The 25,634-nt window shown below is 29.7% G+C and carries 21 protein-coding genes and 1 tRNA gene; 4 read left to right on the top strand and 18 right to left on the bottom strand.

What is annotated here, in order from left to right; translation table 11 throughout:
• Positions 1–8: 8 nt before the first annotated feature.
• Together A2J15_RS00470 and A2J15_RS00465 are read left to right on the top strand one after the other, a co-directional pair.
• Positions 9–1,970, top strand: a complete 1,962-nt coding sequence (locus A2J15_RS00470; RefSeq protein WP_066776019.1) for a motility associated factor glycosyltransferase family protein — start codon at positions 9–11, stop codon at positions 1,968–1,970.
• Positions 1,960–3,861: a motility associated factor glycosyltransferase family protein gene (locus tag A2J15_RS00465; protein ID WP_066776016.1), complete on the top strand. Its 1,902-nt coding sequence runs from the start codon at positions 1,960–1,962 to the stop codon at positions 3,859–3,861. The genes A2J15_RS00470 and A2J15_RS00465 overlap by 11 nt, the downstream gene beginning before the upstream one ends.
• 26 nt (positions 3,862–3,887) lie before the next feature.
• Here A2J15_RS00465 and A2J15_RS00460 read toward each other — a convergent pair whose 3' ends face one another.
• From A2J15_RS00460 to A2J15_RS00410, 11 genes are all read right to left on the bottom strand, one after another.
• Entirely contained in the window at positions 3,888–5,618 is a 1,731-nt protein-coding gene (locus A2J15_RS00460; RefSeq protein WP_066776010.1) for a flagellin A, read from the bottom strand.
• An 84-nt stretch (positions 5,619–5,702) separates the two neighbouring features.
• Complete coding sequence (locus tag A2J15_RS00455; protein WP_066776007.1) at positions 5,703–7,424, bottom strand: flagellin A; 1,722 nt, start codon at positions 7,422–7,424, stop codon at positions 5,703–5,705.
• Between the two features lie 83 nt (positions 7,425–7,507).
• Positions 7,508–9,331: a motility associated factor glycosyltransferase family protein gene (locus tag A2J15_RS00450; RefSeq protein WP_066776004.1), complete on the bottom strand. Its 1,824-nt coding sequence runs from the start codon at positions 9,329–9,331 to the stop codon at positions 7,508–7,510.
• 8 nt (positions 9,332–9,339) lie between these two features.
• Positions 9,340–10,587, bottom strand: a complete 1,248-nt coding sequence (locus A2J15_RS00445) for a DUF2920 family protein (protein WP_066776001.1) — start codon at positions 10,585–10,587, stop codon at positions 9,340–9,342.
• Positions 10,574–11,101, bottom strand: coding sequence for a type II secretion system protein (locus A2J15_RS00440; protein WP_066776442.1), 528 nt, complete (start codon positions 11,099–11,101; stop codon positions 10,574–10,576). Before A2J15_RS00440 ends, A2J15_RS00445 begins: the two co-directional genes overlap by 14 nt.
• Before the next feature lie 3 nt (positions 11,102–11,104).
• Positions 11,105–12,112: a tRNA (adenosine(37)-N6)-threonylcarbamoyltransferase complex transferase subunit TsaD gene (gene tsaD / locus A2J15_RS00435; RefSeq protein WP_066775999.1), complete on the bottom strand. Its 1,008-nt coding sequence runs from the start codon at positions 12,110–12,112 to the stop codon at positions 11,105–11,107.
• On the bottom strand, positions 12,109–13,503 hold the full coding sequence (pgp1, locus tag A2J15_RS00430; RefSeq protein WP_066775997.1) for a peptidoglycan D,L-carboxypeptidase Pgp1: 1,395 nt from the start codon (positions 13,501–13,503) through the stop codon (positions 12,109–12,111). Before pgp1 ends, tsaD begins: the two co-directional genes overlap by 4 nt.
• Before the next feature lies 1 nt (position 13,504).
• Positions 13,505–14,575 carry a 1-deoxy-D-xylulose-5-phosphate reductoisomerase gene (gene dxr / locus A2J15_RS00425; protein WP_066775992.1) on the bottom strand — a complete coding sequence of 357 codons (1,071 nt, stop codon included), beginning with the start codon at positions 14,573–14,575 and terminating at the stop codon, positions 13,505–13,507.
• Entirely contained in the window at positions 14,572–15,297 is a 726-nt protein-coding gene (locus A2J15_RS00420) for a phosphatidate cytidylyltransferase (RefSeq protein WP_066775990.1), read from the bottom strand. Before A2J15_RS00420 ends, dxr begins: the two co-directional genes overlap by 4 nt.
• A 10-nt stretch (positions 15,298–15,307) precedes the next feature.
• Positions 15,308–15,643 carry a hypothetical protein gene (locus A2J15_RS00415; RefSeq protein ID WP_066775987.1) on the bottom strand — a complete coding sequence of 112 codons (336 nt, stop codon included), beginning with the start codon at positions 15,641–15,643 and terminating at the stop codon, positions 15,308–15,310.
• Between the two features lies 1 nt (position 15,644).
• Positions 15,645–16,952: an NFACT RNA binding domain-containing protein gene (locus A2J15_RS00410; protein ID WP_066775984.1), complete on the bottom strand. Its 1,308-nt coding sequence runs from the start codon at positions 16,950–16,952 to the stop codon at positions 15,645–15,647.
• A gap of 62 nt (positions 16,953–17,014) precedes the next feature.
• Here A2J15_RS00410 and A2J15_RS00405 point away from each other — a divergent pair, with 62 nt between their 5' ends.
• Entirely contained in the window at positions 17,015–17,590 is a 576-nt protein-coding gene (locus A2J15_RS00405) for a molybdenum cofactor guanylyltransferase (protein WP_066775981.1), read from the top strand.
• Positions 17,591–17,829: 239 nt separating this feature from the next.
• Positions 17,830–21,600: an autotransporter outer membrane beta-barrel domain-containing protein gene (locus tag A2J15_RS00400; protein ID WP_116980457.1), complete on the top strand. Its 3,771-nt coding sequence runs from the start codon at positions 17,830–17,832 to the stop codon at positions 21,598–21,600.
• A 54-nt stretch (positions 21,601–21,654) separates the two neighbouring features.
• Here the strand turns inward: A2J15_RS00400 and A2J15_RS00395 are convergent, their stop codons facing one another.
• The 7 genes from A2J15_RS00395 to A2J15_RS00370 form a co-directional block, all read right to left on the bottom strand.
• Positions 21,655–22,140, bottom strand: a complete 486-nt coding sequence (locus A2J15_RS00395) for an HIT family protein (protein WP_066777319.1) — start codon at positions 22,138–22,140, stop codon at positions 21,655–21,657.
• Between the two features lie 9 nt (positions 22,141–22,149).
• Positions 22,150–22,926, bottom strand: coding sequence for an indole-3-glycerol phosphate synthase TrpC (gene trpC, locus A2J15_RS00390; RefSeq protein WP_066777321.1), 777 nt, complete (start codon positions 22,924–22,926; stop codon positions 22,150–22,152).
• Complete coding sequence (locus tag A2J15_RS00385) at positions 22,923–24,200, bottom strand: tetratricopeptide repeat protein (RefSeq protein ID WP_066777317.1); 1,278 nt, start codon at positions 24,198–24,200, stop codon at positions 22,923–22,925. Before A2J15_RS00385 ends, trpC begins: the two co-directional genes overlap by 4 nt.
• Positions 24,173–24,547: a YkgJ family cysteine cluster protein gene (locus A2J15_RS00380; protein WP_066777315.1), complete on the bottom strand. Its 375-nt coding sequence runs from the start codon at positions 24,545–24,547 to the stop codon at positions 24,173–24,175. Before A2J15_RS00380 ends, A2J15_RS00385 begins: the two co-directional genes overlap by 28 nt.
• Positions 24,537–25,238 carry a tRNA1(Val) (adenine(37)-N6)-methyltransferase gene (locus A2J15_RS00375; protein ID WP_066777311.1) on the bottom strand — a complete coding sequence of 234 codons (702 nt, stop codon included), beginning with the start codon at positions 25,236–25,238 and terminating at the stop codon, positions 24,537–24,539. The genes A2J15_RS00380 and A2J15_RS00375 overlap by 11 nt, the downstream gene beginning before the upstream one ends.
• A gap of 4 nt (positions 25,239–25,242) precedes the next feature.
• The gene (locus tag A2J15_RS07570) at positions 25,243–25,386 is read right to left on the bottom strand and encodes a hypothetical protein (protein ID WP_162876103.1); all 144 of its coding nucleotides are present in this window, start codon (positions 25,384–25,386) and stop codon (positions 25,243–25,245) included.
• A gap of 158 nt (positions 25,387–25,544) precedes the next feature.
• Positions 25,545–25,621: transfer RNA gene (locus A2J15_RS00370), tRNA-Arg, on the bottom strand.
• Positions 25,622–25,634 lie beyond the last annotated feature (13 nt).

Genomic DNA, 25,634 nt, shown 5'->3' with positions numbered 1-25,634 from the left:
GGAATGATATGCAATTTAACCCTAGTCAAAAAAAACTTTTTGATAAAAATCTCAATGCCTTAAACAATACACTTTTAAAAAAAAGTTTAAAACAAATTCAAAAAAGCAAATTTGAACTGATTTTAGGAAAAGATAATCTAGATATCAATTTAAAAAATACAAAAGATAATACCCTTCTTTATGAAAACACTTTAAATGAACTAAACACCATGCTTAATCTTTATAATGATAAATACTTACTCTATCCTGTATTGTATTTTTATGGTTTTGGAAATGGCATTTTATTTAAAGCCTTACTTCAAAACAAAAATCACCAACATATAGTAGTTTTTGAAAAAGATATGGAAATTGTTTGGATGATGTTTCATCTTATAGATTTCTCACAAGAATTTTGCAAAAATAAACTTATACTGTGCAATATAAACTCTCTTAGCTTTGAAGACTATCATGATTTATGCTCATCTAATCCATTTTTTCAATTTGCTAGAGTTTATTTTTTAGAACTTACAAGCAATTATTATGAAAAATTTCAAAAAGATATCTTAGATCTTAACAACAAACTTGCAAAAGCATTTAAAAATGCTATTCTTAGAAATGGCAATGATTCTAAAGATATCTTACAAGGCATGGAACAATTTATTTATAATCTTCCAGTTATGTTAACTCATACACCCTATCAAAATTTACTCAAACAAAGAGCAAAGCTTAGTAAAACAGCCATCATAGTTTCTACAGGACCAAGTCTTACTAAACAACTTCCTTTGTTAAAACAATATGCCAATAAAGCAACCATTATAGCAGCTGATTCTTCATATCCTATACTGGCTAAACATGATATCAAACCTGATTATGTTTTATCTTTAGAACGTATTCTTTTAACTTCAGAATTTTTTAATAATAATTTTGGAGATTTTGATAAAGATATTTTATTTATTACAACCCATTTAACTCATCCTCAAACCATAAAAAACTTAAAAAGCAATAATAGAACTTTTATGTTAGCTTACAGAGGATCTCAATTTATACAATACTTAAATATTAAAGATTTTGGAATATTATCTGAAGGTCATAGTGTAGCTAATGTAGCTTATGGTCTTGCTGTCTTTTTACAACATAGAAACATTATTTTTATAGGTCAAGATTTAGCTTATGCAAAAACAGGACTATCTCATTCACAAGATTATCAAAATCTTGATAAACACCAAGGACATTATGAAAGAGATTTTGGACATTTTAGAATACTTGCTTATGGAGGAAAAGGGTACGTAGAAAGCTCTTTTTACTGGACTTTATTTAAATACTATTTAGAAAAAAGAATTCATAAAACAAACCATCTTAAACTTTGTTCTACTTATAATTGTACCCAAGGAGGGGCTAGGATAGAAGGAGCTATAGAAAAACCTTTTAAAGAAGTATGTGAAACATTACTTACAAAAGAATTAAAAAAAACCTTTATAAAAGTCCAATCATTAAGCAAAGATAAGCAAAATGAATTTTTATTAAAATGTTATTTTAAAATCTATAAAAGCATTGCTCATTGTAAATCTTTTAAAGAAAAAATTCTAAACTCTTATCATCATTTTCAAGAAACTTTTTCTAAGCTTAATCTCACATCTAATTTACAAGAAGCTAAGGAAATATTAAATTATCTTATACAAGAAATAGATAAAATCAAATTAGAACTTGAAGATGAAAAAAAGATGCTAGATTTATATGAAATTTTAACCCCTCTTTTAATGCAATTTGAACTTAATCTAGCAAGAATCTATGTCTTACATGCAAAAACATCAAAAGAAGCTTATGATAAATCTTTTTTATGGGTAAAAGAACATATTGAATTTTTTCAAATGATTTATACACACATCAAAGCTCAAGAAAAAGCTCTTATAGATAATATCTGCCCTCTTGAAGATGAGCTTAAAAAAAGAAAGTTAGAAAAATGGAAAAGGAGAATAAAAAATGCAAAATGAAATTTTTAAAAAAAATCTAAAAGCCATGAGTAATAAAGAATATGATGGAATCAAAGAAAAATTAAATAAGATAAAAGAACTTAGAGAGTTTTATTATACTTTCGGAGAAGATAAGCTTGACATTAACATTGTTAAAAAAAGAAATTTAAAAACCATATATAAAAATCCTTTAAGCGAACTAGAAGAAAAAATAGAATTCTTAAAAGATTATGTTAGATACCCAGCTTTATTTTTTTATGGACTAGGTAATGGAATTTTATATCAATTTTTACTTCAAAATAAAAATCACAAAAGAATAGTTGTCTTTGAAAAAGAAATAGAAATCATATTTATAAGTTTAAATTTACTAGATTTTAGCGAAGCGCTACGCAAAGGAAGATTTATCTTAATCTATACTCCTGAAATGACATATACAAAAGCAGATACGATTTTTTCTTTAAGCTCAATCAACAGATTTTTTAAAACTTATGCTTTACATACACATTGCAATTTTTACAAAAACTACGAAGAAGATATGTTAAAAATAAATACCTTAAACTCTAAAGCTATGAAAAATATAAGTCTAAGAAGAGGAAATGATCCAAAAGATGCTATGCAAGGCATAGAACAATTTGTTCAAAACTTGCCAAAAATGATCAATCATCCAAGCTATCAAACCTTACTTAAAAAAAGAAAAAATACCAAAGATGAAAATTTTGCCATAATAGTATCAACGGGTCCAAGCCTTGAAAAACAACTAGCCACTTTAAAACAGTATACAAACAAAGCAACGATATTTTGTGCTGATAGTGCTTATCCTATACTAGCAAAACATAATATCAAGCCTGATTATGTTTGTATGCTAGAAAGAGATCATTTTACAGCAGAATGTTTTAACAACGACTTTAAAGAATTTGATAAAGATATCACATTTATTTGCACCTCACTTACACATAAAAATACTATTTCTTATCTTGAAAAAAACAAAAGATCATACATCTTAGTTACTAGACCTCTACCTTTTGCAAGTTCTATAAATTTAAATGAATTTGGCTATATGGGAGGAGGAATGAGTGTAGCTCATATGAACTATGAATTAGCCATCAATCTAAACTTTAAAAATATTATTTTAATAGGTCAAGATCTAGCCTATAGTAAAGATGGTCTTTCCCATTCTAAAGGATTTTTGCACGAAAAATTTCATGATGGGCACTATCAAAGAGACTTTGATAAATACACTACTATAGCCTATGGTGGAAAAGGCATAGTTCAAAGCTCTGAAGTTTGGACCTTATTTAGAGAAATATTTGAAAACTTTATCACTTCAAATAATAAAAATGGCATAAAAACTTATAATTGCACCCAAGGAGGAGCTAGAATAGAAGGAGCTATAGAAAAACCTTTTAAAGAAACATGTGAAAATTTAGCTAAAAAAGCAAAGAAAAAACCTAATGTAAAAATTACAAAATTAGCTAAAAAACAAAGAATTGAACTTATGCTACAAAGCTATAATATACTTAAAAAACAAATCATTTTAAGCGAAAGTTTTATCAAAACATGTAAAAAAATCAAAAATCAACTCAAAAATTTAAAAAGAGGAAAACAAAAACTAAGTTTAGATGATATCAATAAAAATTTAGATAAATTAAAAACCAAACTAGAACTTAAACGTTATGCATTTTTACATGAAATTTTAGGACCCACTTTATACCATGAAGAAAATATTTTAGCTAGTTTATATGTAAAAAATATTAACAATGAAAGCGAAAAACAAAATAAACTTTTTGCCTGGCTTTATGCACATGAATCTTTGGTTGAAAGCATTTTTGAACTCATAAGCATTCAAAATCAAAAAATAAAAATAGCCATCATGCCCTTACAAGATGAACTAGAAAAAAGAAAATTAATCTAAAAAGCATTAAAGCTTTTTAGAAAATATTATTGTAAAAGTTTTAACACATTTTGTTGTACAGCATTTGCCTGAGCCATAGCATAAGATCCACTTTGGGCTAGGATATTATGTTTTGAAAAATTTGCACTCTCACTTGCAAAGTCTACATCTCTGATTTGAGATTCAGCTGATTTAACATTGACTTGAGTTACTGTGATATTATTTATAGTAACTTGAAGTTGATTTTGCACTGAACCTATATCAGCTCTAATTTGATCAAGATTTGTTATAGCAGTTTGTGCTATATCCATAACAGCCATAGCTCCTTTTAAAGTAGTAACACCTGCAGTTTCTTTTACAACACCTGCTTTATTGTCTGTTGAAATTTTTAAAGTAGCAAATTGAGAGTTACCTGATCCCCCAGAAAAACCACTACCTTGAGAAACATTAAATACTTCAGTGGCAGTAGATATTGATGAATAAAATACAGCTCCAGACTCTAAAGCTTTTGACATATCTTTACCACTACCTTCAGAAAAGCCTGAACCAGCAGAAAAACCACTACCTTCAGAACTCATATACGAAGAAAGTGAAGAGTAGCCTATCATAATTTGTTTTCCTCCACCTCTAAAAGCATTAAATCCCATAGCATCCGCAACATTAGCATCAATTTGACCTTTTGATTCTCGTAAAGATACTGAAGATTGAGAAATAATATCAGTTGCCCCCATACCTATAGCTGAAAGAGTAGTTCCACTTATACTAATGTCCCTACCATCATTTTTTACTAAAGACAATCTTCCATAATTTTCCTTATGCAAAATACCAGCTCCAGCGCCAATACTTCCATCGATCTTAATACCTCTACCATCTCTTGAAGTAAGAACCAATTTTCCATTTTCATCTCTGGAAGCTTCTACTCCTGTGGTATCTTTAACTGAGTTAATAGCTGAGACTAGTTGACCATTGCTATCACCTTCTTTGTAATTAATTTGCCCTATAGTCACTCCGTTAATAGAAAAATTTTGAGACGTAGCCCCTTCTTTAACCGCATAAGCTCCTATAGTCCTTACATCATAAGTAGCTCTTACTCCTGTTTTATCAGCATTTCTATTAATCTCTTCAGCTAAAGCTCCAAGTCCTGTTCCAACAGAAGTTGAAATGATGACACTATCAAATTTAAAATCATCTACACCATTATAATTTTTAATCACAAGTCCTACTACTCCTGAAGTAGTACTTTGTGAACCTGTTTCAAATCTTGTCACACCTATTTTAGAAGACTGGGTTGCCCCTATGGTAGCTTTTATGGTTTGATTTGAACTTGAACCAACTTGAAATTCTTGATTGATAAAACCACCACTTAATAATTGCTTACCATTAAATGCTGTAGTATTAGCGATATTATCAAGTTGTTCCATAAGACGGTTAATATCTGCTTGAAGCATGGTTCTTGTTTTTAAACTTTGACCATCTTGAGCTGCTTGAGTTGCTTTAGTTTTAATAGTATCTAAAATTTTAAGCTGTTCATCCATAGCCTTATCTGCAGTTTGTAGTATACCTAAAGCATCATTACCATTAGATATAGCTTGACCTAAAGTAGAAGCTTGAGAACGCAAAGAATCTGCTATAGCCATACCAGAAGCATCGTCTGCTGCTGAGTTGATTCTAAGACCTGAACTTAGTCTGCTTAAAGACTTATCAAGCTCTATAGCATTCACACTTGAATTTGCATGCGCATTTAATGCACCTATATTTGTATTTATCCTAAATCCCATTTTAAATCCTTTTAAAATATATTAAAAGGATAAAAGCAAGAAGTGTTCCAACTTTAACAAGCCTAGTTATACTAGGCTTAAATATTATTGCAATAATCTTAACACATTTTGTTGACTAGCATTTGCCTGAGCCATAGCATAAGATCCACTTTGGGCTAGGATATTTGCCTTAGAGTAGTTCGCACTCTCACTTGCAAAGTCTACATCTCTGATTTGAGATTCAGCTGATTTAACATTGACTTGAGTTACTGTGATATTGTTTATAGTAACTTGAAGTTGATTTTGCACTGAACCTATATCAGCTCTAATTTGATCAAGATTTGTTATAGCAGTTTGTGCTATATCCATAACAGCCATAGCTCCTTTTAAAGTAGTAACACCTGCAGTTTCTTTTGTAGCTCCAGCTGCATTACCAATTGACGTTTTTAAACGTGCAAATTGAGAATTATTTGACCCCTCAGAAAAACCTGAACCCGCAGAAATGGTATAAACAGCAGAACCAGATGATAAAGCAGAAATAACAACAACACCTTTCTCTAAAGTAGTAGACATTGCTGAAAAACCTGAACCTTGAGAAAAACCTGAACCATCGCTAGACATATAAGCAGTTATTGAGCTATAACCAACGATGATCTGTTTTCCCCCTCCATTAAAAGAATTAAATCCCATAGCATCCGCAACATTAGCATCAATTTGACCTTTTGATTCTCTTAAAGATACCGAAGTTTGAGAAATCATATCACTATTCCCCATACCTATAGCTGAAAGACCTGACCCGCTTATATTAATATCTCTACCATCATTTTTCACTAAAGACAAACGACCATAATTTTCCTTTTGTCTATTTAATATACCAGAACTAACACCAATATCTCCTTCTATTTTAATACCTCTACCATCTCTTGAAGTAAGAACCAATCTACCGTTTTCATCCCTTGAAGCTTCTACTCCTGTAGTATCTTTAACTGAGTTAATAGCTGAGACTAAAGCACCATTTTCATCTCCATTTTTATATTCAACCTTACCTATAGTTACTCCATTGATACCAAAAGTATCAGATGTTTTTCCTTCTTTTATAGCATAAGCTCCTACAGTTCTTACATCATAAGTAGCCCTTACTCCTGTTTTATCGGCATTTTTATTAATCTCTTCAGCCAAAGCTCCAAGACCTGTTCCAACAGAAGTTGAAATGATGACACTATCAAATTTAAAATCATCTACACCATTGTAATTTTTAATCACAAGATCCACTTTATCTGAAGTAAAACTTTGAGAACCTGTTTCAAATCTTGTTACACCTATTTTAGAAGACTGGGTTGCCCCTATGGTAGCTTTTATGGTTTGATTTGAACTTGAACCAACTTGAAATTCTTGATTGATAAAACCACCACTTAATAATTGCTTGCCATTAAACTCAGTAGTATTTGCGATATTATCAAGTTGCTCCATAAGACGGTTAATATCTGCTTGAAGCATGGTTCTTGTTTTTAAACTTTGACCATCTTGAGCTGCTTGAGTTGCTTTAGTTTTAATAGTATCTAAAATTTTAAGCTGTTCATCCATAGCCTTATCTGCAGTTTGTAGTATACCTAAAGCATCATTACCATTAGATATAGCTTGACCTAAAGTAGAAGCTTGAGAACGCAAAGAATCTGCTATAGCCATACCAGAAGCATCGTCTGCTGCTGAGTTGATTCTAAGACCTGAACTTAGTCTTTCAAGAGACTTATCTAAATTTTTAGCATTAAGATCAGAATTAGCTTTAGCATTAAGTGCTGCGACATTAGTATTGATACGAAATCCCATTTTAAATCCTTTTAAATAAATTCAAACTCATCCATGAGCTTGTTAAATGTTATATCGTATTTTTAAAAAAATATTTTATAGTTTTATACAAAAAAACTACATTTCAATAAAGATTGATATTTTTGTTCTAATTTTTCTATAAAATAGATTAGCCATTCATAATAAGCTTTAATATAAAGTAAAATAAATTGTTCACTATTTAAAATACATCCTTGTTTGAAAACTAAACTTAACTTAAATCCTCTTTCGTAAAAAATAGTTTTTAAAACTCCATCTTGTATAAAATCATCTTTATCTAAAATAAAATTAAAATGTTGTATGTTTTGATAAACTTTCTCTAAAAATTCCAAAGGTAAAATAAAATCTTTGGCTAATATATTTTCCAAGATCCCTTTTAAAGCCAAAGCATCATCTAAAAATCTTTTAGCAATTGCTTGATCTTTTTGTACTTTTTCTTTAAATTTAATAAGGAATTTATTACTTCTATTTTTTGTAAGAACTTTTGGAATTTCAAATTTTGGTTTTTCTTTAGTAAGTAAATTTTGACAACACTCTTTAAAAGACAGCTCTTGAGTAAAAGCTATTTTTGCTCCACCTTCTGTAGCATTATAAAATTTTGCTTTTGTGGCATTACAAGCAAAAAGATATTCTAATTTAACACGATAATCATTCCAAGCTAAATGTGTTAAAACTTCTCCCTTACCTCCATAAGCTAAAACTTTTAAAGTAGGTATATTTAAAGTATTATCAATACTTTCTCCCAAAATAAAACCTTTTGAATGCGAGTTCCCTTTATCATCAAAAGCTAAATCTTGTCCTATCATGATGATATTTTTAAATCCTAAAGCTAAAGCCAAAGTATAAGAAAAATGACTCACATGAGTACCTGTATCTACATAGCCAAATTCATGAAAATTAAAACGTTTGTAAATAGGGTCTTCTCTTAAAACAACACTTTTATTTTCTAACAAACTCACCAAACTAGGATGCGTAGCACATGAAAGAATTTTTAAAGAATTTATATTTTCTCTATTTTGAAAAAATTTTAATGGTAAATCTTCAAAATCAATATTTAAAATATAATCTGGCACAATCTCTTCTTTTTGAAGCATACTTAAAGCTCCATCAGCACAAAAAATTACTGCTTTATTTTGATAAGTTTTAAGTAAAGGAAGCTGTTTAAACAAAGAAGGTCCTGCAGAAACTACAATAGCATTCTCAAATTGATTTTTTCTTTCACTTAAAATTCTTTGAAAAGGAATACTTTCAAGCATATTAGGAATATTTTGCAAAAAATGAGAATAACAGTTTAAATAAATATTTGAATTAACTCCTAAATTTCTTATTACAATTTTAATATTTTCCTCACAAAGTGCATTAGCTTTATACCAAAAGCTATTTTGAAATTCCTTATAATATAAATTATTAATAAACATTTCATATAAATCCAAATATTCAAACATATCCTTCATATCAAAAAGTATAAGTAATTGTATGTTCACCTTTTCCTCGTTGATATCCACAAGATAAATCTTCCCGCTACAAAGCTCCTCGCTTAAATCCACCGCACCCAAAGCTAAAACAAAAAGCTCTATTTCACTTTCAAATACAAAAAGATGTTTATAAGAAGAAGATAAATTTTTTATAAGTAAGGCATTGCCTATACCATAAATACATGCAAAAGGATATCTTAAAGTTTTTTCCAAAATGGCTTGATGAAAATAATTAATTTCTTCATCCATATTTTGATACATAAAAACATTATTTTCTTTATCATAAATATTAAAATTTTCATCCATACTAAAACGAGAACAAGTTTGAGTTTGTATAAAATTTAAAAGTTTATTACCCAAGGGTTCATTAACCCCGCTTAATAAAGCTTGGATATTTTTTTCCAAAACAGTCATACTTTTCCTTATAAAGTATCAATTTTCAATGATATTTTATCATTCTCTTCGCTAAATTGATAAATCAAATTTTCACAAGGATAAGCAACTTTTTTCTCTTTATACTCTATTTTCGTTTTTTGTTTAATTTTTTCTAACATTAAAGGTAGCTCTTTTTTGATCAAAAGCTTAACAGGAATTCCCATACCATGATTTAAATTTTTTATAAATTTTCCATCAATTTGCGATTCTTTGGTAAAAGCATGCAATTTTGCATCAAAGCCAAGCTTCTTAAGTTCTTTATAAAAAACACTTTTTTCTTCTAAAGAAACGTATTCATCATACAAAGAATGATAACTTGTAAAACAAGTGTTTAAGTATTTAGCTTGTTCTATAAGATGATCTTGTTCTAAAATATTGCGTATCTTTCTTCTTGCTGGAGAAAAAAAGTAAGGCGATGAAGCATTACTCGTCCAAAAAGTTTTACTTGAACAATGAGTCTTAATATGATTGAAAAAATCAAAAGTTGCAAACTCGCTATATTGCATAAAATCAATCTCCTTGCCAAACCCAACAACCCTCCATAAAAACTTCACAGCACTAGAATTATCCACAACCCCATCAACAAACCAAGGAGCAATCTTTGCTGCTAAATGCACCAAATAACCTCCATGAGAACCACCTATCATAATCACTGGAATATTTCCTTGTTTTGTATCAAAAGGAGCATGCTTTTTAAGATAAAGTGCAACATTTAAAAGATCTTGAGCTTGCATAATGCCAAAATTTTGATATTCGTTCTTCTTTGGTTGCAAACTTACATGCAAATTTAAAAAATAATTCAAAGCAAATTCACCTTTTTGCTTGCCTTCAATTATTTTATTATTAATAAAACGAAAAATATCACTCATTTGCTCATAACTTTGAATTTTATCAACACTATAAGGAAGTTTTATATCTATAGCCTCACAACTTGTTTTTAAAATAAGCTTATCTATATCATCTAAATAAAAGCTAGATCCTGTTTGAGGACGATTACCTATACAGTGATAATTCACCCCAACAAAAGCTACACTAAAACTCTTAAGCAAATGCTCCACAACAAATTTAAAATAAACATCATCGCAATCAGCCCCAACCCCTTGAACCACAAACACCAAAGCTTCTGGAGTTTTCTCATCATCAAAACAAAGTTTAAACTCCAGTTTTGATTCTCTTTTTATACCAAGTTCAACATCATCACAAGAATCAATTTCATAAGTATCATTTACTATCATTAAGCTCCCCTATTAAAAGATAAGTTTTTCTAGCCAAATTTTTAAAATTTTCACTCTTACTTAAAGCCACACAAATTCTACTACTTGAAGTGCTAGTAAAATCAATATCATCAAAATTCTCCCTAGTACCACCAGCTTTATTAATAATAGCATTTTTACTCTCTTCATTGCTTGAAATTCCCATCAAAACAAAATCAGCCCTATCAATAAAAACAAGTTTTAAACACTGCCTATCATCACCCACACCAAAACCAACTTCTTTAACCCCATTTAAATGCCTAAGATCAACATTTTCAACTTCATCAACATTGCTCATCATACTCATAGAAGCCAAAGTATCATTTTTTAAAGCATAAATACTTATATCATTGATCAAAGTTTTAAGATTATTTAACGATCTACTCAGTTCAGCTTCATTTTTACTAGAACTAAATTTAGGTAAAGCAAAAGCAAGCAAAATCCCCAAAATCACCACCACAAAAACAAGTTCAAGTATAGTAAAAGCTTTTTTCATCATTTATATCCTTGAAAAATTTTTACTTTTAGGACTTAAAATTTCTTCTTCTATGCTTACAAATTCCTTTTTTTCATAAGCATCCACAGCCGCCCTTGCTATCATTAAAGCATTATCACTACAGTATTGCAAAGGAGCCAATCTCAAAAAAGTACCATATTTATCACACAAATTTTGCAAACGCCCACGCAAATTCAAATTCGCACTCGCCCCACCCACAACACCAAAATGTTTAAATTTATAAAGACTAAAAATCTTTTCTAATTTATCCATGATATGATCACAAGCTGCATTTTCAAAACCATAAGCAATTTCTGCTTTGATATCTTCATCCAGATTTTCATGTTTTAAAATTTCTAAACGCACTGCATTTTTCAAACCTGAAAAGCTATAAGCAAGCTCTTTAGAATGCTTTAAAGGGGTATTAAAACAGATATTTTTAAGCTTAGCATTTTTAGCCAAATTCTCTATAACAAGCCCACCAGGATAGCCTAGATTCATCATCTTTGCTACCTTATCAAAACTCTCTCCAAAACTATCATCATGAGTGCTTGCTAAAAGCTCCAAACTCCCATCATCTTTAAGATAAAGCACCATAGTATGCCCCCCACTTACAAGCAAAATACCCATATCTAAAACAATTTGTTCTTCTAAAAAAAGACTATAAATATGTCCTTTAAGATGATTTATAGCGATTAAAGGCAAATTTAAAGCACTTGCTAAAGTTTTTGCCATAGAAATCCCACTTAGCAAAGCCACACTAAGTCCAGGCTCATTAGTCACCCCTATGGCACAAAGCTTATCAAAGTACCTTTGGCATTGTTGGAGTATTTTTGGTAAAGCCTCACTATGCAATCTTGCAGCAAGTTCAGGAACCACACCCCCATAAACACCATGTTGCAATTCTTGAGAAATTTTTTTATCAAAGCAACACTTTAAACTATCCTTATCAATGATAGCTATAGAACTATCATCACAAGAACTTTCTATAGCTAATATAAGATTTTTCATTCAAATTCCACCAAAACAGTGCCTAAAAATTTATCTTTTGATTTTGCTATTTTTAAAGTATTTAAGTCCAAAGCCTTAGCATTTTTAATCAACTTGCTATTTGTATTAACCTCTAAAAGCTGCTGCAAATTCGTCCCTCTTAACTCATAAAATTCCACACGATAAATCTTTCCTGCCTTATCCAAAGAATACCTTGTTTGCATATCTTTTTTATAAACTAACATACCACTTTCATCTTTACCATACTCAAAACCTATGATATTAACACGTACATGCCCCATCTTTGGAACAAGAAATTTCTCTTTTACCTTAACCTTAGACCCAAAAGGAACAACAAACTCACGCCCATCTGCTTGAAAAGCCACCTCATTAAAAGCATCACTAAATTCTAAATACTCAGGATATAACCTAGTTTGAAAACGATTACCATACTGGATAAAAAAAGAATTTCCCTCAGCTATAACAGCAGTAAGTTCATTGCTTGTACTATAGTTTAGTTCTTTATTGATAGGAAAAGGCGCGTAATTAATCACTTTTCTTGGATTTTTCAAAGAAAGCAAAACCTTGCCATTAAAAAGCTTTACCTCAAGTTCACGGTTAATAGCCTTATCAACCCCTTGTGGAGTCAAGTCAAAATTCCTTTGAAATTCAATTCCTGCGGTTTTTAAATAATTCTCAATAGCCAAAAGATGATAATAAGCCCTTAAATTAACAGGTAAATTTTTACTTGCCTCATTAGCAAAAGCAGCCTTATCATGAGAAATAACAAAATAAGTCAAAGCCTTAAGCATTTCAGTATCACCCAGTTCTCGCGTTTTAGTATTTTTAAGATGATAAGTATGTTTAGGATCTGCAAGCAAAGAATTCACACTATTAACCGTTTGCGTAGCAATATTTTCAAGATCATGATACTTACTAGCATTAATCTCACTCGTATCAATAACACTAGAATTCCCCCAACGCTTTGGATTTCTTAAAGCATCTATATAAATAGGCTTATAAAAACCCCATCCATCATGAAGATTGATCACCATGCTTACTTCAGGAAGCAAGATGAGTTTTTTAATACGCTCTACAGTTTTATAATCAGGATCCTTAGGGCTAATGCTAGCAAATTTACGATTTAAATCCCCATGATTTCCCCTAGAGCGTTTTATAATACTATCAAAAGCCAAATTAGGCGCAACTATAATTTTACCTTTAGTAATATTATAATCACTCAACAACAAACTCGCTGCATGAAATCCCCCTGGTTCATCACCTTGTATGCCTCCAAAAATCAAAACCGTATTATTATCATCTAAACTTTTTCCATTCTCTCCCACACTAAAGTCTAGATCTAAAGCAAACAAGCTTATGATACAAAATAAAATGGCTAAAAAAAATTTCATTTTAACTCCTTAAATACTCTCTTGTTTTAAAATCATACTCAAAAACCTCTTCTATGCATGAAATTTTAGGCACTCCAAAATGATCCAATGCCCTAAAAACACCCCAAGCAATGTCTAAAAAACTGCCCTTATTCTCTAAAAAATTCTCCACTCCTATTTCATTAGCCGCATTGATAATCACTCCCAAATCAGGATTTTGCAAAAGATCATTTTTAAGTTTAAAAATAGGATATTTTTTCACACTGATCTTATGAAATTTCAAAGCTGGCATTTGAGTAAAATCTACAGCCTTTAAAATAGCCATATCAGATTTTTCAAACATAGCCTCTGAAATAGCTAGTCTCATATCCGCCCTTGAAAAATACGCCGTACTAGCACCATTTTTAAACTCGCACATAGCATGCACCAAAGACCTAGGTTCTATTAAAGCATCTATGTGTTTAAAACCATATAAATGATAAGCCTCAATAATCTCAAAAAGCTTATTTGACATAGTTGCACTATCTATAGTGATTTTTCTCCCCATATTCCAATTAGGATGTTTTAAAGCATCTTTAACACTTACATAATTTAAATCTTTAATCTTTTTTTTATAAAACGCCCCACCACTTGCAGTGATATAAAGTTTTGCTAAATTACTCTTGCCCTCAAGCAAAAATTTCAAAGCCGCATGTTCACTATCTATAGGTAAAAACCTCGCCCCTTTTAAAAACTTTCCTGCTACTACAAGGCTTTCTTTATTAGCCAAAGCTATACTTTTGCCAAGTTCTTTAGCCTTTAAAGTACTCTTAAGCCCTGCAAAACCCACTATAGCATTGAGTAAAAACTCATCCTCGCATTCCTCTAAAATCCGTTCTAAGCCCTCTTGAGAGCTAAAAACCTTATCATGCTTAACCAAATGCTTACTCTTTGGATCTTTAATAGCCACAAATTCAGGTTTAAACTGTGCAATTTGCTCATTTAAAAGCTCGATATTATCCCCACAAGCTAAAGCACTAACACGGATATTTTTCAAAGCAGCAAGTTTAAGCGCATTTATCCCTATACTACCCGTACTTCCAAAAAGTATCATAAAAGAGCAACCATAGCAAAAGAAGCAATAATCACAGCATCAATCCTATCAAGCACACCACCATGCCCTGGGATAAGATCCCCACTATCTTTTAAACCCGCCTCTCTTTTAAAATAACTCTCAAGTAAATCCCCAATAACAGCAAAAACACCCACACAAAAAGAACAAAGCAAACAAAACCAAAAACTATAAACAAAAACCCCTATTAAAGTCCCTATGATACTCGCGCAAACAAGCCCTCCTATGACTCCTTCTAAAGTCTTATTAGGGCTTGTTAAAGAAAAGGAAGTCTTGCCTATTGATTTACCTATAAAATACGCCCCACTATCACAAGCTACTACTATCATAATCAACCAAAAAAGAGCAAACATTCCCCCATCTAAATACACTTGCCAAAGTGCCAAAATAGGCAAACTAGGATAAAGATAAATCAAAGCAGGTTTTAAAGAAAGTTTTTTATAAGCTAAATACCCCAAAACCAAAAGCAGCGCTAAAACCCCAAACATCAAAGCCTTATCCCATAAACTTCCTAAGATAAAAGCTATAGCCAAAGGGACAATGCAAACTTTTTCTAAATAAAAAATCTTTTTTGCCTCATTAAAAGCCAAATAAAGCAAAATAGCAAAAACTATACAATTAATAAAAAATTGATCAATTAAAGCTAAAAGTATAATCGCTGCTATCATTACCAATGCTGAAACCATTCTATTTATATTAAACATCCCGCTTCCTTTATATACTAAGATCTAAACGACGCTTGCTTGAATTTTCTTCAAACTCAGTTTCTTCCATATTTTCTTCCTTAGTATTTTCTTCTTCAAAAACCTCTTCTTGCTCACGTTTTTTCTTTTTTTCTTCTTGCTCGGCTTTTTCTTTGATCTCTTCTCTAACTTCATGAGCTTCATTCACTTTTTCAAGCTTATTTAAAGTCTTTTCCTTTTCATTAAATTCAGCCATATTTAACGTAGCTGCAAAACCCTCTTTAGCAAGCTCATTACTAGCTTGTGTAGCAGGATAAGCCATATTTTGATTAATAAAATTCATATTTCCTATAGGACTAACTGGCATTTTAATCCTTTACAACCTTAATGCTTTTAAAATTTGTATAATTTACAAACGCCTTTTGCTCAATCTTAACAAAATTTTTTAAAGTATAATCGACCCAGTACGCACCTTTCTTTAATTTAGAAAAGCTTACACAAAGTTTTGCAGCAAATTCTAACACATCAAGGCTAATTTTTTGCTTGTTTGATACGATTAAAGTATGCGCACTTGGAATATTTCTCACATGAAACCACAAATCATCTTTTTTTGCATTTTTAAGCAAAAATTCATTGCCCTTTTCATTTTTACCTACGCAAATTTTAAACTCATTAAAATAAAAACTAGCTATATGATCTTCTTGCTTACTTTCTTGATTTTTCTTATTATTTTTTTTAGGCAATAAAACTTCAAGCTCCATTTCATCTTGAGCTTGCATCAGCAATGCTTTTAAATTCAAAGCAAATTCCAATTTCTCTTTTAAATTTTCTCTTTGTAAATTTAAATTCCTAGCCTTTTGTTCAAGCTTTTTAGCCTTTTTATAAAACAAATTAGCACTATGTTTAGGGCTATATTCAAGCTTAAACTCAAGTTTTTTCCCTTCAAAATCATCAAGCACAAATTCTCTTTCATACTCTTTTAAAAAACTCAAATGTGCAAATAACACATCAGCCTTCTTTCTGTAATCTAAAGCCTGTAAAAATAAAACATCCTCTTCTTCTAAAGTATCAAAAATTCCTTGCAAATTTTCTATTTTCTTATCAATTTGCATAAGTTTTAAATTTTTCATTTGCTTAATTTTACTAGCATGAAGACTTAAAAATTTTTCATTAAAATAAGCTTGAAAATCTTTGATTTTTTCAAAATTATCATCCATTTTATAAGCTTTTAAGGCTTTTAGAACCACATTAGGTTTAACCACACGATAACTTTTCTCAATATGCCTTAAAGCCTCTATAATCAAATCTTGCTTATCCGTAAGAATAACATTAGTATTTTTTCCCGTAAATTCAAAATAAATCTTACTTTCATAACTTTTATAAGCCTTATTAGCCTTAACATCAAAACACAAAATACGATTATTTTCCAAAACCTTAACATCTTGTATAAAAACATTACTAAAATATTTTTTTAGCATAAAATCAAAAGGAGCATTATAATTTTTCGTATTTAATTTAGCAGTATAAATCCCACTCATACCACGGCTTAAATCAAAAATAAATTTTTCTCCTGCAAAACTCAGTTTTAAAACATTATCATGAATACGTTTAATAAAATCAATCTTTTTAAACCCTAAAAAAAAGTCTTGCAATTGTAAAAGTTCTGTATATTTCATAAATAAAATTATAAAATATTTTCACGAATTTGCGATACAATTAAAACAAAAAAAGGAATTTTATGCAACTTCATCATATAAATTGTGTAATTTTATGCGGTGGAAAATCAAGTCGCATGGGTCAAGATAAAAGCAAACTTTTACTAAAAAACCAAAATTTAACCCAATTCCAAGTAGAAAAATTTTCTAAAATTTTTAAAAATGTCTATCTTAGCGCCAAAGAAGATAAGTTTGAAAATACCTTTAAAATAATCCAAGATTCTTCACAATTCTCACTTTATTCACCCATACTAGCACTTTATTCTATATTGTCTTATTTTAATAACGAATATATCTTCATCATCAGTGTTGACACCCCTAAACTTAGTCAAAACGAACTCATCAAAATGGCTACTTTTTTAGATCAAAACTATCAAATCATCATAGCCAAAACCCCTTTATACAAACATCCTTTGTGTGGATTTTATCACACTACTTTAGCACAAACATGCAAAAAGCTACTAGAACAAAACCAACAAAAACTAGGATTTTTACTTGCCCAAGCCAGGACTAAATTAGTAGAATTTGATAATGAAAATGCTTTTTTAAATTTAAATTTTTATGAAGAATACGAAAAATTTAAAAACGAACTAAGCTAAAAAACTTATATAAACCAACTTAACCCTTAAAAAACCATATTTAAATAACTCAAAGCTTACAATTTAATATTTATTTAAAGCTATATTATTTATAATTAGCATTATATATTTTATCTTACTTTTATATTAATCAATAAGATAAATCATTTAAATATTTATAATCTTTATATTTTGCAAAGGATAATATTTTATGAAAAAATTATATTTAAAGTCTAGTGTATACAACACGGGGGGGGGTAATGGCTTCTTCCAAAAAACTTATTTTATCTTTAGCTACTATTTCTTGTTTAAGCTCTTTAGCCTTAGCTCAAATTAGTGGACCACCTTACGCTATACCTTATACTCAAGGAAATAATTACTACTATACTCTTTTAGGATATTATCCAGGAACTCAAATTGAAGTAAATGGTAATGGAAGTACCAATAGCATCTTTTTAGGTAGATATGCTTATGTTAAAAATGGTGATGGATCAAAAACAATTTATGCTTATGTGGATAATTCTGATAAAATCAATATACCTTATATAATTAATAAAGGAATCATAGCTGGTTCTTTAAACATAGAAAACAAAAATCAAACTCAAAAAGATGCATCCATAAATGTTAACACCATAGACAATCAAGGCTTTCTTAAAAATGCCTACATAGGAATTTGGGGAGATAAACAAGCAAACATAACAATAAACTCTTTTTCAAACTCAGGCATTGTCTATAACTCACAAGATCAAGCAATATATCTTGAAAAAAATGTACAAATCACTGATTTTACCAATACCGGGCTCATCGCAGGAACAACAAATAAACGCATATTTGGCAGTCAAAATGTAAGCAGTATCCAAATAGGAAAAGATCAAGAATCATTACAGCGTTCCTCTACCACCACTACCATAAAAAACTTTAAAAACCAAGGTCTAATAGGAAATAGCAACCAAGACGCCAATGCCATTGGCTTTAATAGTGCAAACCTCACTACCTTCATCAACACCCAATTAATCCTAAGTCAAGGAAAAGCCATACATCTTGAAAGTACCCACATTACAAACTTTATCAATAGAGGCTTTATAGGAGCTTATGGACCTTATACTTTTGGCAATACCTCAAATTCATCAGGTATTACCATTTTACGCAGCACCATTGATAATTTTATCAATACAGGTATTATCTCAGGAGTAATAGGTGTAAATCTATCAGGAGATATTTCAACCTTTATCAATACAGGTTTTATAAGATCAACCGATAGCACTAGTGAACAACGTGCAGCCATAAATTTATTTAACACAGATAGTAAAGCACCAAATATTGATTATCTTATCAACGCAGGTACTCTTGACTCACAATCTCAAGGCATACTCATAACAGCAGGAAGCACTATAAACAATCTTTTTAATACAGGAACCATAAAAGCACAAAAAGATGGTATCACTTTTATTTCAGAAAACCATACTCAAAATGATATAAAAATAGGTAAAATCATCCTAACAAAAGATAGCAGCATAGATGCCACACAAAACGCTATCAATGTAAATTTAGTACAAAGTAGTAGGAATTCTCACAACAAAAACCTCTCTATAGACTCCATAAACATCCAAGAAGGTGCCAAGGTTTCTGGGCAAGAAGTAGGTATAAAAATAGAAAAAAGCAATGGCTCTGGTTCTAGATCTGTAGGTCAAATCATAGTAGCTGGAGAAGTCTCAGGTAAGGAAGGTGGTATAGTCAACGAAGGCACCATAAAAGCTAGTGATAACACAGCCATCATAGTAAAAGAAAGTGGAAGCATCACTTCAAGTAATGGTAAATCGGCTATAGTAAATAAAGGAAGCATAGAAGGTGATATTAAAATCCAAGGTACTCTAAGTTCTATTGAAAACTCTTCTACCATAAAAGGAAACATTACAAACAATGGTTCTAATAATTTAGAAATAAAAAATCAAAACAGCGCCAAAATAGAAGGAAATTTATTTAATACCGGAAAAGGTAAATTAACTATAGAAAACCAAAACAATGGTAGTAGTACTGCTACTATAAGTGGAAATATAGCCAACACAGGAGATGGTAGTTTAATGCTTAATAACTCCTCCACTTTAACAGGAAATATATACAATTATGGAAGTGGTAAATTAACTATAGAAAACCAAACTAATACTCAAAATGGCAATACTTCCATCTCAGGTTATGTTGCAAACATAGGAATGGGTCAATTAGAACTCATGAATAATGCAAGCATTAGTGGAAGTGCTTATAATATAGGAGGAGGTAGTTTAATGCTTAATAACTCCTCCACTTTAAAAAGTGTATACAATTATGGAAGTGGCGATTTAAAAATAGAAAATAAAAATAGTGCTACTATTAATTCTATCATGAATCAAGGAAGTGGTAATGTAATACTTGATAATAGTGCTACTATAACTCAAGGCATCACAAATCAAGGAACAGGTAATTTAATGATAACTAACCAAAGTGGTGCTAGCATTGAAAATATTAGCAATGAAAGCTCAGGCGATGTAATGCTTAACAACACTGGTTCTATAACAAAAGGTATAACAAACTCTGGTAATGGTAATCTAAACCTAACCAACCAAGAAAATGCCACCATAAGTGGAGGTATAACAAACTCTGGCTCAGGCACCCTAATGCTTAATAACTTTGGCTCTATAGGAACAAATACTGATGGCTATAACATAAGCAATGAAGGAAGTGGTAGTGTTAATATCACTTCTTGGACTATACGTACAGGAAGTAATAATAAACTCCAAACCCTTACAGTAGGAGGAAAAAGTGCTAATTCTGTTATGGTTGGAAACCTTATAGTTGATCAAGGTAATCTTAATATGGATGAACTTAATGATATTAAAAATCTTGTTAAGGGAGTAAGTTTAAATAATATAAAAAAAATAAAAACTAATGGTGGTGGAGAAATGATATTAAACTATGATGCTTTAAGTGGAAAAATCTCTACAGACTTTAATCTTAATGCTTCTATTATAGGAGCAAGCTTTAGATCTTTAAATGCTTCTAGCATTAAAAGAAATGCTTTTGTAGATGGCTTAATGAATAATATGAATTTAAGTTTAACTTTTAATCCTAATCATTTTAATCTTAATACTAATCTTACTTTTAATGAAGATAATTTATATGCTAGTATTAATGATTATATACAAAGTGATATACAAACTTATACTCATGATAATATTAAAGAACATGCCTTAGTTATACTACCTTATTTTTCTTCTCAAAGTGTAGAACTTTCTTTAAATGAAAAAAGTAAAGGACATATTAAAGGTAATATACTTGCTTATTCTACCTTAAAAGAAAGTGGAACTTATAGTTTTTATGCAGGTTATGAAGATACTAAGATGAACTCTTATTATTTTGATGTAAAAAACCGTACTTATTATACAGGTATAAAATATTTTAATACCTTATTTTATACAGACAATAATCAAGAAGTCTATATTAAAGCTCAAGCTAAAGCAGCTTTTATTAAAAATGAGTTCTTAAAGAAAATAGCCAATAATGAAGCTAGTGCTAATCCTAATGCTTATACTTATGGAGGAGGTATAGATTTAGGAATGAATTTTATCTTAGGATCTCATATGCTTACTCCTCAAATAGGTTTAGGTTATGAAGGATCTTATATGCAAGCTTATAGTATAAAAGATATTAAAGGTAGGGCTAGTGTACAAAAAGGAGAAAGAATATATAAAAATATCAATAATCTTTTTTCTACTAAGGCTAGCTTTGCTTATTTTAAAGACTGGTTACCTTATTTAAAGACTTCTATAGAATTAGGAGCTAAACTTTATATGAATACTACTATACATACTAAAGCACGCTTTGGTACTATTAAAGTAGAAGATGAAATAAACTTAGCAAGAATACAAAGATTTGCAAATGCTTCTTTAATACTGCCTTTAAATCAAAGCTTTATTATGAGTATGAATTATAATGCTCAAAATAGTAAAGATGCTACTACTCATACTGCTTATGCTCAATTTAGTTATTTGTGGTAGGGTGTTTTTGGAGGGAAATATTATTTAAGATTTTTAATTCATTTTGTTATAATTTTATTTAATATTTTTAAAAGCCAAAACAAGCTTTTGATACACTTGATCAATATAAGTTGAACAAACTCTTGTTTCTCCTATAGTTGTGATAAAATTAGTATCTCCCGCCCAACGCGGGACTAAATGATAATGGCAATGCAAAGCTATCCCAGCTCCAGCATCTTTGCTTAAATTCATACCTATATTTACACCACTTGCATGAATATATTCTTTTAAAATTTTAACCCCTAAACGCACAAAATGGCTCATCTCTTGCCAAACTTCAGCGTTTAAATTTTCTATATGTTCTTCATGCAAATAAGGAATAACCATAAAATGTCCTGCCGAATAAGGATAACGATTCATCACCCCAAAACAGTGTTTTGCTCTAAAAATCACACCTAGTTCTTCATCACTTTTGATTTTATTCGCACAATCACAAAAAGGGCAAGATTTTTTTTCTTTTTCAAAGTATTCATTTCGCCAAGGTGCATATAGATACTGCATTTTTTTCCTTTAAAATAAAGCTTTTAAGGCTTCACATTCATCTTTTTTACGCATTAAATATTCGCCCATTAAAAAAGCATCCACACCTAAATTTTGCAAATGATTTAAAAATTCTTTATTTTCTAAACCGCTTTCTGCAATAATAATCTTTGCATTAGGAATTTGAGGAATAAGTTTTTCGCATAAAGTCATATCCATAGAAAAATCTTCTAAATTGCGATGATTAATCCCTATAATACTAGCTCCTGCAAAAATAGCCTTACTTAAATCCTCTTTATCATGAATTTCTACTAAAACCTCAAGCCCTAAATGCCTAGCAAAATCAAGAAGTTTTTTAAGCTCCTTCATGCTTAAAATTTTAGCAATAAGCAAGATAAAATCAGCCCCATATACTAAAGCTTCTAAAATTTGATATTCATCAAAAATAAAATCTTTTCTTAATAAAGGGATACAAGTATAACGCCTTATAAGACTTAAATATTCCAAATTTCCATGAAAAAAATGTTCTTCAGTTAAAACAGAAATAGCCGAAGCTCCAGCTTTTTGGTAATTTAAAGCTATACTTAAAGGATTAAAATCTTGTCTTATAACTCCCTTGCTAGGACTTGCCTTTTTCACTTCTGCAATAATTTTTATTTCCTTTTCTACTCGTTTTAAGCTCTTAATCACATCTTTTGGAAAAAAAGGATTAGCAGATAAAGAACGCCCTAGCATATCATAAGGAAGTTGAATTTTGCGTTTTTTTAAATCTTCTTTTGTCTTTTCAAGAATTTTATCTAATATCATGGTTTTATGCATGCCTTTATAGCTTTGATATGAATCTTACCTTCTTCAGAATTGGCCAATTCTTTATCCTTTAAAAGTCTTTGCAAAATCACACTTGCTTGCTTGCAATCTCCTAATTTATAATATCCCCAAGCCAAAGAATCCAAATAATACAAATTGTTAGGATCTTTTTTTAAAGCAAGTTTTACCAATTCTACACCTTTTTTCACATCCAAATCATAATCAATAAGCAAATACCCATAATAATTCAAATACAAAGCATCACTTTCTTTTTCAATACCTTTTTCAAATTTTTGCTTTACTGAATGAATAAGTTCTGTAGTGATTTTTTTAGTTGCACTAGCATTTTCAAATTCAAAAATTGCCGCTCTTAATAAATATTCTTTATTTTGTGTTTTATTATAAAGCTCTAAGCTGATTTTTTTAGCATCATCAAAACGCTTTAAACTCTGATATAAAGCAAGTTTAATATCATCATCTAAGTCATATTCTAAGGCAATATTTAAAGCTTCTTTCATTTTACCTTGTGAATTTAAAAGTTCAATCAAAGCTAAAAGAAAAGATTTATTTTTACTAAGTTGATAAAGATCTTTATAAAGCTCTTTTAAAGGTTCTAAATTCTTTTCATCAAAATAAATTTTAGCCAACAATACACAAGTTTTAAGGGTACAACCATTAATATTTCTTGAAAATTCTAAAACATTTTTAATATTTAAACTATCATTTAAAATAGCATAAACTCCTATTAATTTAAATAAAATTTCCTCATTTGGAATTTGATTATAAGCAGATCGATAATATTTTGCAGCATTTTTTAAATCATTTTTTCTCACTAAAATATCGCCATAAATTTCCAAATTTCTAGGATCATTATCTTTTTTTTCTAAAAGTTCTTTCATAAGTTTTTGAGCATTAAAAAGATTGTTAGAATTTAAAGCATAAAGGGCGCTAAGACGCTTAAGATTATCATTTTCATTCCAATAAAGCTTAGCTAAATTATTTAACTCTTCTTGCTTATCAAGATTGTTTGCTAAACTTAATAAAAAAGCATTTTGTAAAAAAATACTATTATGATAATCTTGATATAATGCTAAAAATTCATCCCTAGCATTTTTATATTCTTTGTAGTATTCATAAGTATACGCTTTCATAACCCTTAAATCAAAATCATTACTTTTATATTTTTTATAATCAGGATAAACAATATTAATTTTTGAACTTCCACAAGCACTCAACAAAAAGATCATTAAGATAAATAACAAATTCCTATACATTCTTTTTCTAATTCCTTTTGATGTGTTTTAAAATATTCCCAAAATGGAAAAGTTCGACATTGCTTTGGACGAAAATCGTAAATACTACAATTTCTTTTTTGAGTATCAAAGAAAATACAAGCAAAACCGTCTTCAAACTCAACTTCTTTAAAACTCATCTTAAAACCTACTTTTCTTAAATACTTACGAGCAAATTCCTCGCTTGATAAATTAAAATGCTTTCTTAATGTCTCTAACTCTTCTTTACTTGCAAAAATATTTCCACTTTCTCCAATGCAACATTTACCACCACATTTTTCACAAGCACTTTGATCAAAAGCATAAGAGAAATTTTTATTAAATATCATAACTTTCTAACCTAAATCTTAAGTGAATATCTTGCATTTGTTTACTTAAATTTTCATTTTCATATACAAAAAAAGGGGGTAAAATCTCACAAGCAGACCTTGTCCCTTTTTTTAGTTCCATTAAAACAAGTCTTGCTTTTTTATTTTTATGCGTATAAACAAAACGCATTTTTGTTATTTTCATTTTTATATTTTTTAATGCAAAACAAATTTTATCCAAAGCTGATGCTTCATAACAAAAATACAAAGTACCTTTAGGTTTTAAAATAGAATTAGCCTTATTTAAAAAAGAATCTAAAGGTAAAAATTCTGAAAATTTACTCATATTTTTATGTTGATTTTGACTTTGAGAAATATCTTTTCTATAAAAAGGCGGATTACAAACTATAAAATCAAATTTTTTTGCACTTTGAAACTGTCTAAAATCATCATGGAAAACATCAGCTTGTATTTGATTGATTTTTAAATTTTTATCCATTAATTTCACATTTTCTTCTTGGATATCAATAAAAGACACATTTAAATTAAATACTGTTTTTTTAAGTAAAATACCTATGATACCACAGCCTGCTCCCACATCAAGTACATCATTTTTAACACCTTGATCTAAAGCAAAATCACATAAAAGCAAAGAATCACTATTATAACGATAACCTTTAGATGATTGAAACAATGTAATTAAATCTGACATTTGATTAATGAGTTGGAATTTTAATACGTTTTTGTTGTGGAAGGATATTTTCTTCCTTGGTAATATTATTATCTTCTTGATGATTTAAAAAATTTTGTGCAAGCAAAAAAGAAAAAATAAAACTTAACAAAACAAGTATTTTTATCATAATATCCTTAAATCCTTTAAAAAACTATCAAAATAAAGTATAAATGTTAAAATGTCTATTTTATAATATTTAAATGAACAAACAATTAGCATGTTTTTTAGGTCAATAGCAAAGGCAAAAAATATCTGCAAGTATGATAAATTAAAAATAAGTATAAATGGTGTCCACGGAGAGATTTGAACTCACGACCTCAAAATTAGGAATTTTGCGCTCTATCCTGCTGAGCTACGAGGACAAAAAAGCGGGAA

The sequence above is a fragment of the Campylobacter hepaticus genome (genome assembly GCF_001687475.2).
Taxonomy (GTDB): domain Bacteria; phylum Campylobacterota; class Campylobacteria; order Campylobacterales; family Campylobacteraceae; genus Campylobacter_D; species Campylobacter_D hepaticus.
Note: the sequence above shows the minus strand (reverse complement) of the source record. Positions and strands in the feature narration are given on the sequence as shown.

What these genes read in the sequence shown, in the direction of transcription:
- dxr (WP_066775992.1), bottom strand. Translation starts at nt 14,575, where the DNA reads ATGATACTTTTTGGAAGTACGGGTAGTATAGGGATAAATGCGCTTAAA.
- A2J15_RS00400 (WP_116980457.1), top strand. Translation starts at nt 17,830, where the DNA reads ATGGCTTCTTCCAAAAAACTTATTTTATCTTTAGCTACTATTTCTTGT.
- A2J15_RS00410 (WP_066775984.1), bottom strand. Translation starts at nt 16,952, where the DNA reads ATGAAATATACAGAACTTTTACAATTGCAAGACTTTTTTTTAGGGTTT.
- A2J15_RS00460 (WP_066776010.1), bottom strand. Translation starts at nt 5,618, where the DNA reads ATGGGATTTAGGATAAATACAAATATAGGTGCATTAAATGCGCATGCA.
- A2J15_RS07570 (WP_162876103.1), bottom strand. Translation starts at nt 25,386, where the DNA reads ATGATAAAAATACTTGTTTTGTTAAGTTTTATTTTTTCTTTTTTGCTT.
- A2J15_RS00445 (WP_066776001.1), bottom strand. Translation starts at nt 10,587, where the DNA reads ATGATAGTAAATGATACTTATGAAATTGATTCTTGTGATGATGTTGAA.
- tsaD (WP_066775999.1), bottom strand. Translation starts at nt 12,112, where the DNA reads ATGAAAAATCTTATATTAGCTATAGAAAGTTCTTGTGATGATAGTTCT.
- A2J15_RS00440 (WP_066776442.1), bottom strand. Translation starts at nt 11,101, where the DNA reads ATGAAAAAAGCTTTTACTATACTTGAACTTGTTTTTGTGGTGGTGATT.
- A2J15_RS00415 (WP_066775987.1), bottom strand. Translation starts at nt 15,643, where the DNA reads ATGCCAGTTAGTCCTATAGGAAATATGAATTTTATTAATCAAAATATG.
- trpC (WP_066777321.1), bottom strand. Translation starts at nt 22,926, where the DNA reads ATGATATTAGATAAAATTCTTGAAAAGACAAAAGAAGATTTAAAAAAA.
- A2J15_RS00405 (WP_066775981.1), top strand. Translation starts at nt 17,015, where the DNA reads ATGCAACTTCATCATATAAATTGTGTAATTTTATGCGGTGGAAAATCA.
- A2J15_RS00465 (WP_066776016.1), top strand. Translation starts at nt 1,960, where the DNA reads ATGCAAAATGAAATTTTTAAAAAAAATCTAAAAGCCATGAGTAATAAA.
- A2J15_RS00450 (WP_066776004.1), bottom strand. Translation starts at nt 9,331, where the DNA reads ATGACTGTTTTGGAAAAAAATATCCAAGCTTTATTAAGCGGGGTTAAT.
- A2J15_RS00420 (WP_066775990.1), bottom strand. Translation starts at nt 15,297, where the DNA reads ATGTTTAATATAAATAGAATGGTTTCAGCATTGGTAATGATAGCAGCG.
- A2J15_RS00455 (WP_066776007.1), bottom strand. Translation starts at nt 7,424, where the DNA reads ATGGGATTTCGTATCAATACTAATGTCGCAGCACTTAATGCTAAAGCT.
- A2J15_RS00380 (WP_066777315.1), bottom strand. Translation starts at nt 24,547, where the DNA reads ATGATATTTAATAAAAATTTCTCTTATGCTTTTGATCAAAGTGCTTGT.
- pgp1 (WP_066775997.1), bottom strand. Translation starts at nt 13,503, where the DNA reads ATGAAATTTTTTTTAGCCATTTTATTTTGTATCATAAGCTTGTTTGCT.
- A2J15_RS00385 (WP_066777317.1), bottom strand. Translation starts at nt 24,200, where the DNA reads ATGTATAGGAATTTGTTATTTATCTTAATGATCTTTTTGTTGAGTGCT.
- A2J15_RS00375 (WP_066777311.1), bottom strand. Translation starts at nt 25,238, where the DNA reads ATGTCAGATTTAATTACATTGTTTCAATCATCTAAAGGTTATCGTTAT.
- A2J15_RS00470 (WP_066776019.1), top strand. Translation starts at nt 9, where the DNA reads ATGCAATTTAACCCTAGTCAAAAAAAACTTTTTGATAAAAATCTCAAT.
- A2J15_RS00395 (WP_066777319.1), bottom strand. Translation starts at nt 22,140, where the DNA reads ATGCAGTATCTATATGCACCTTGGCGAAATGAATACTTTGAAAAAGAA.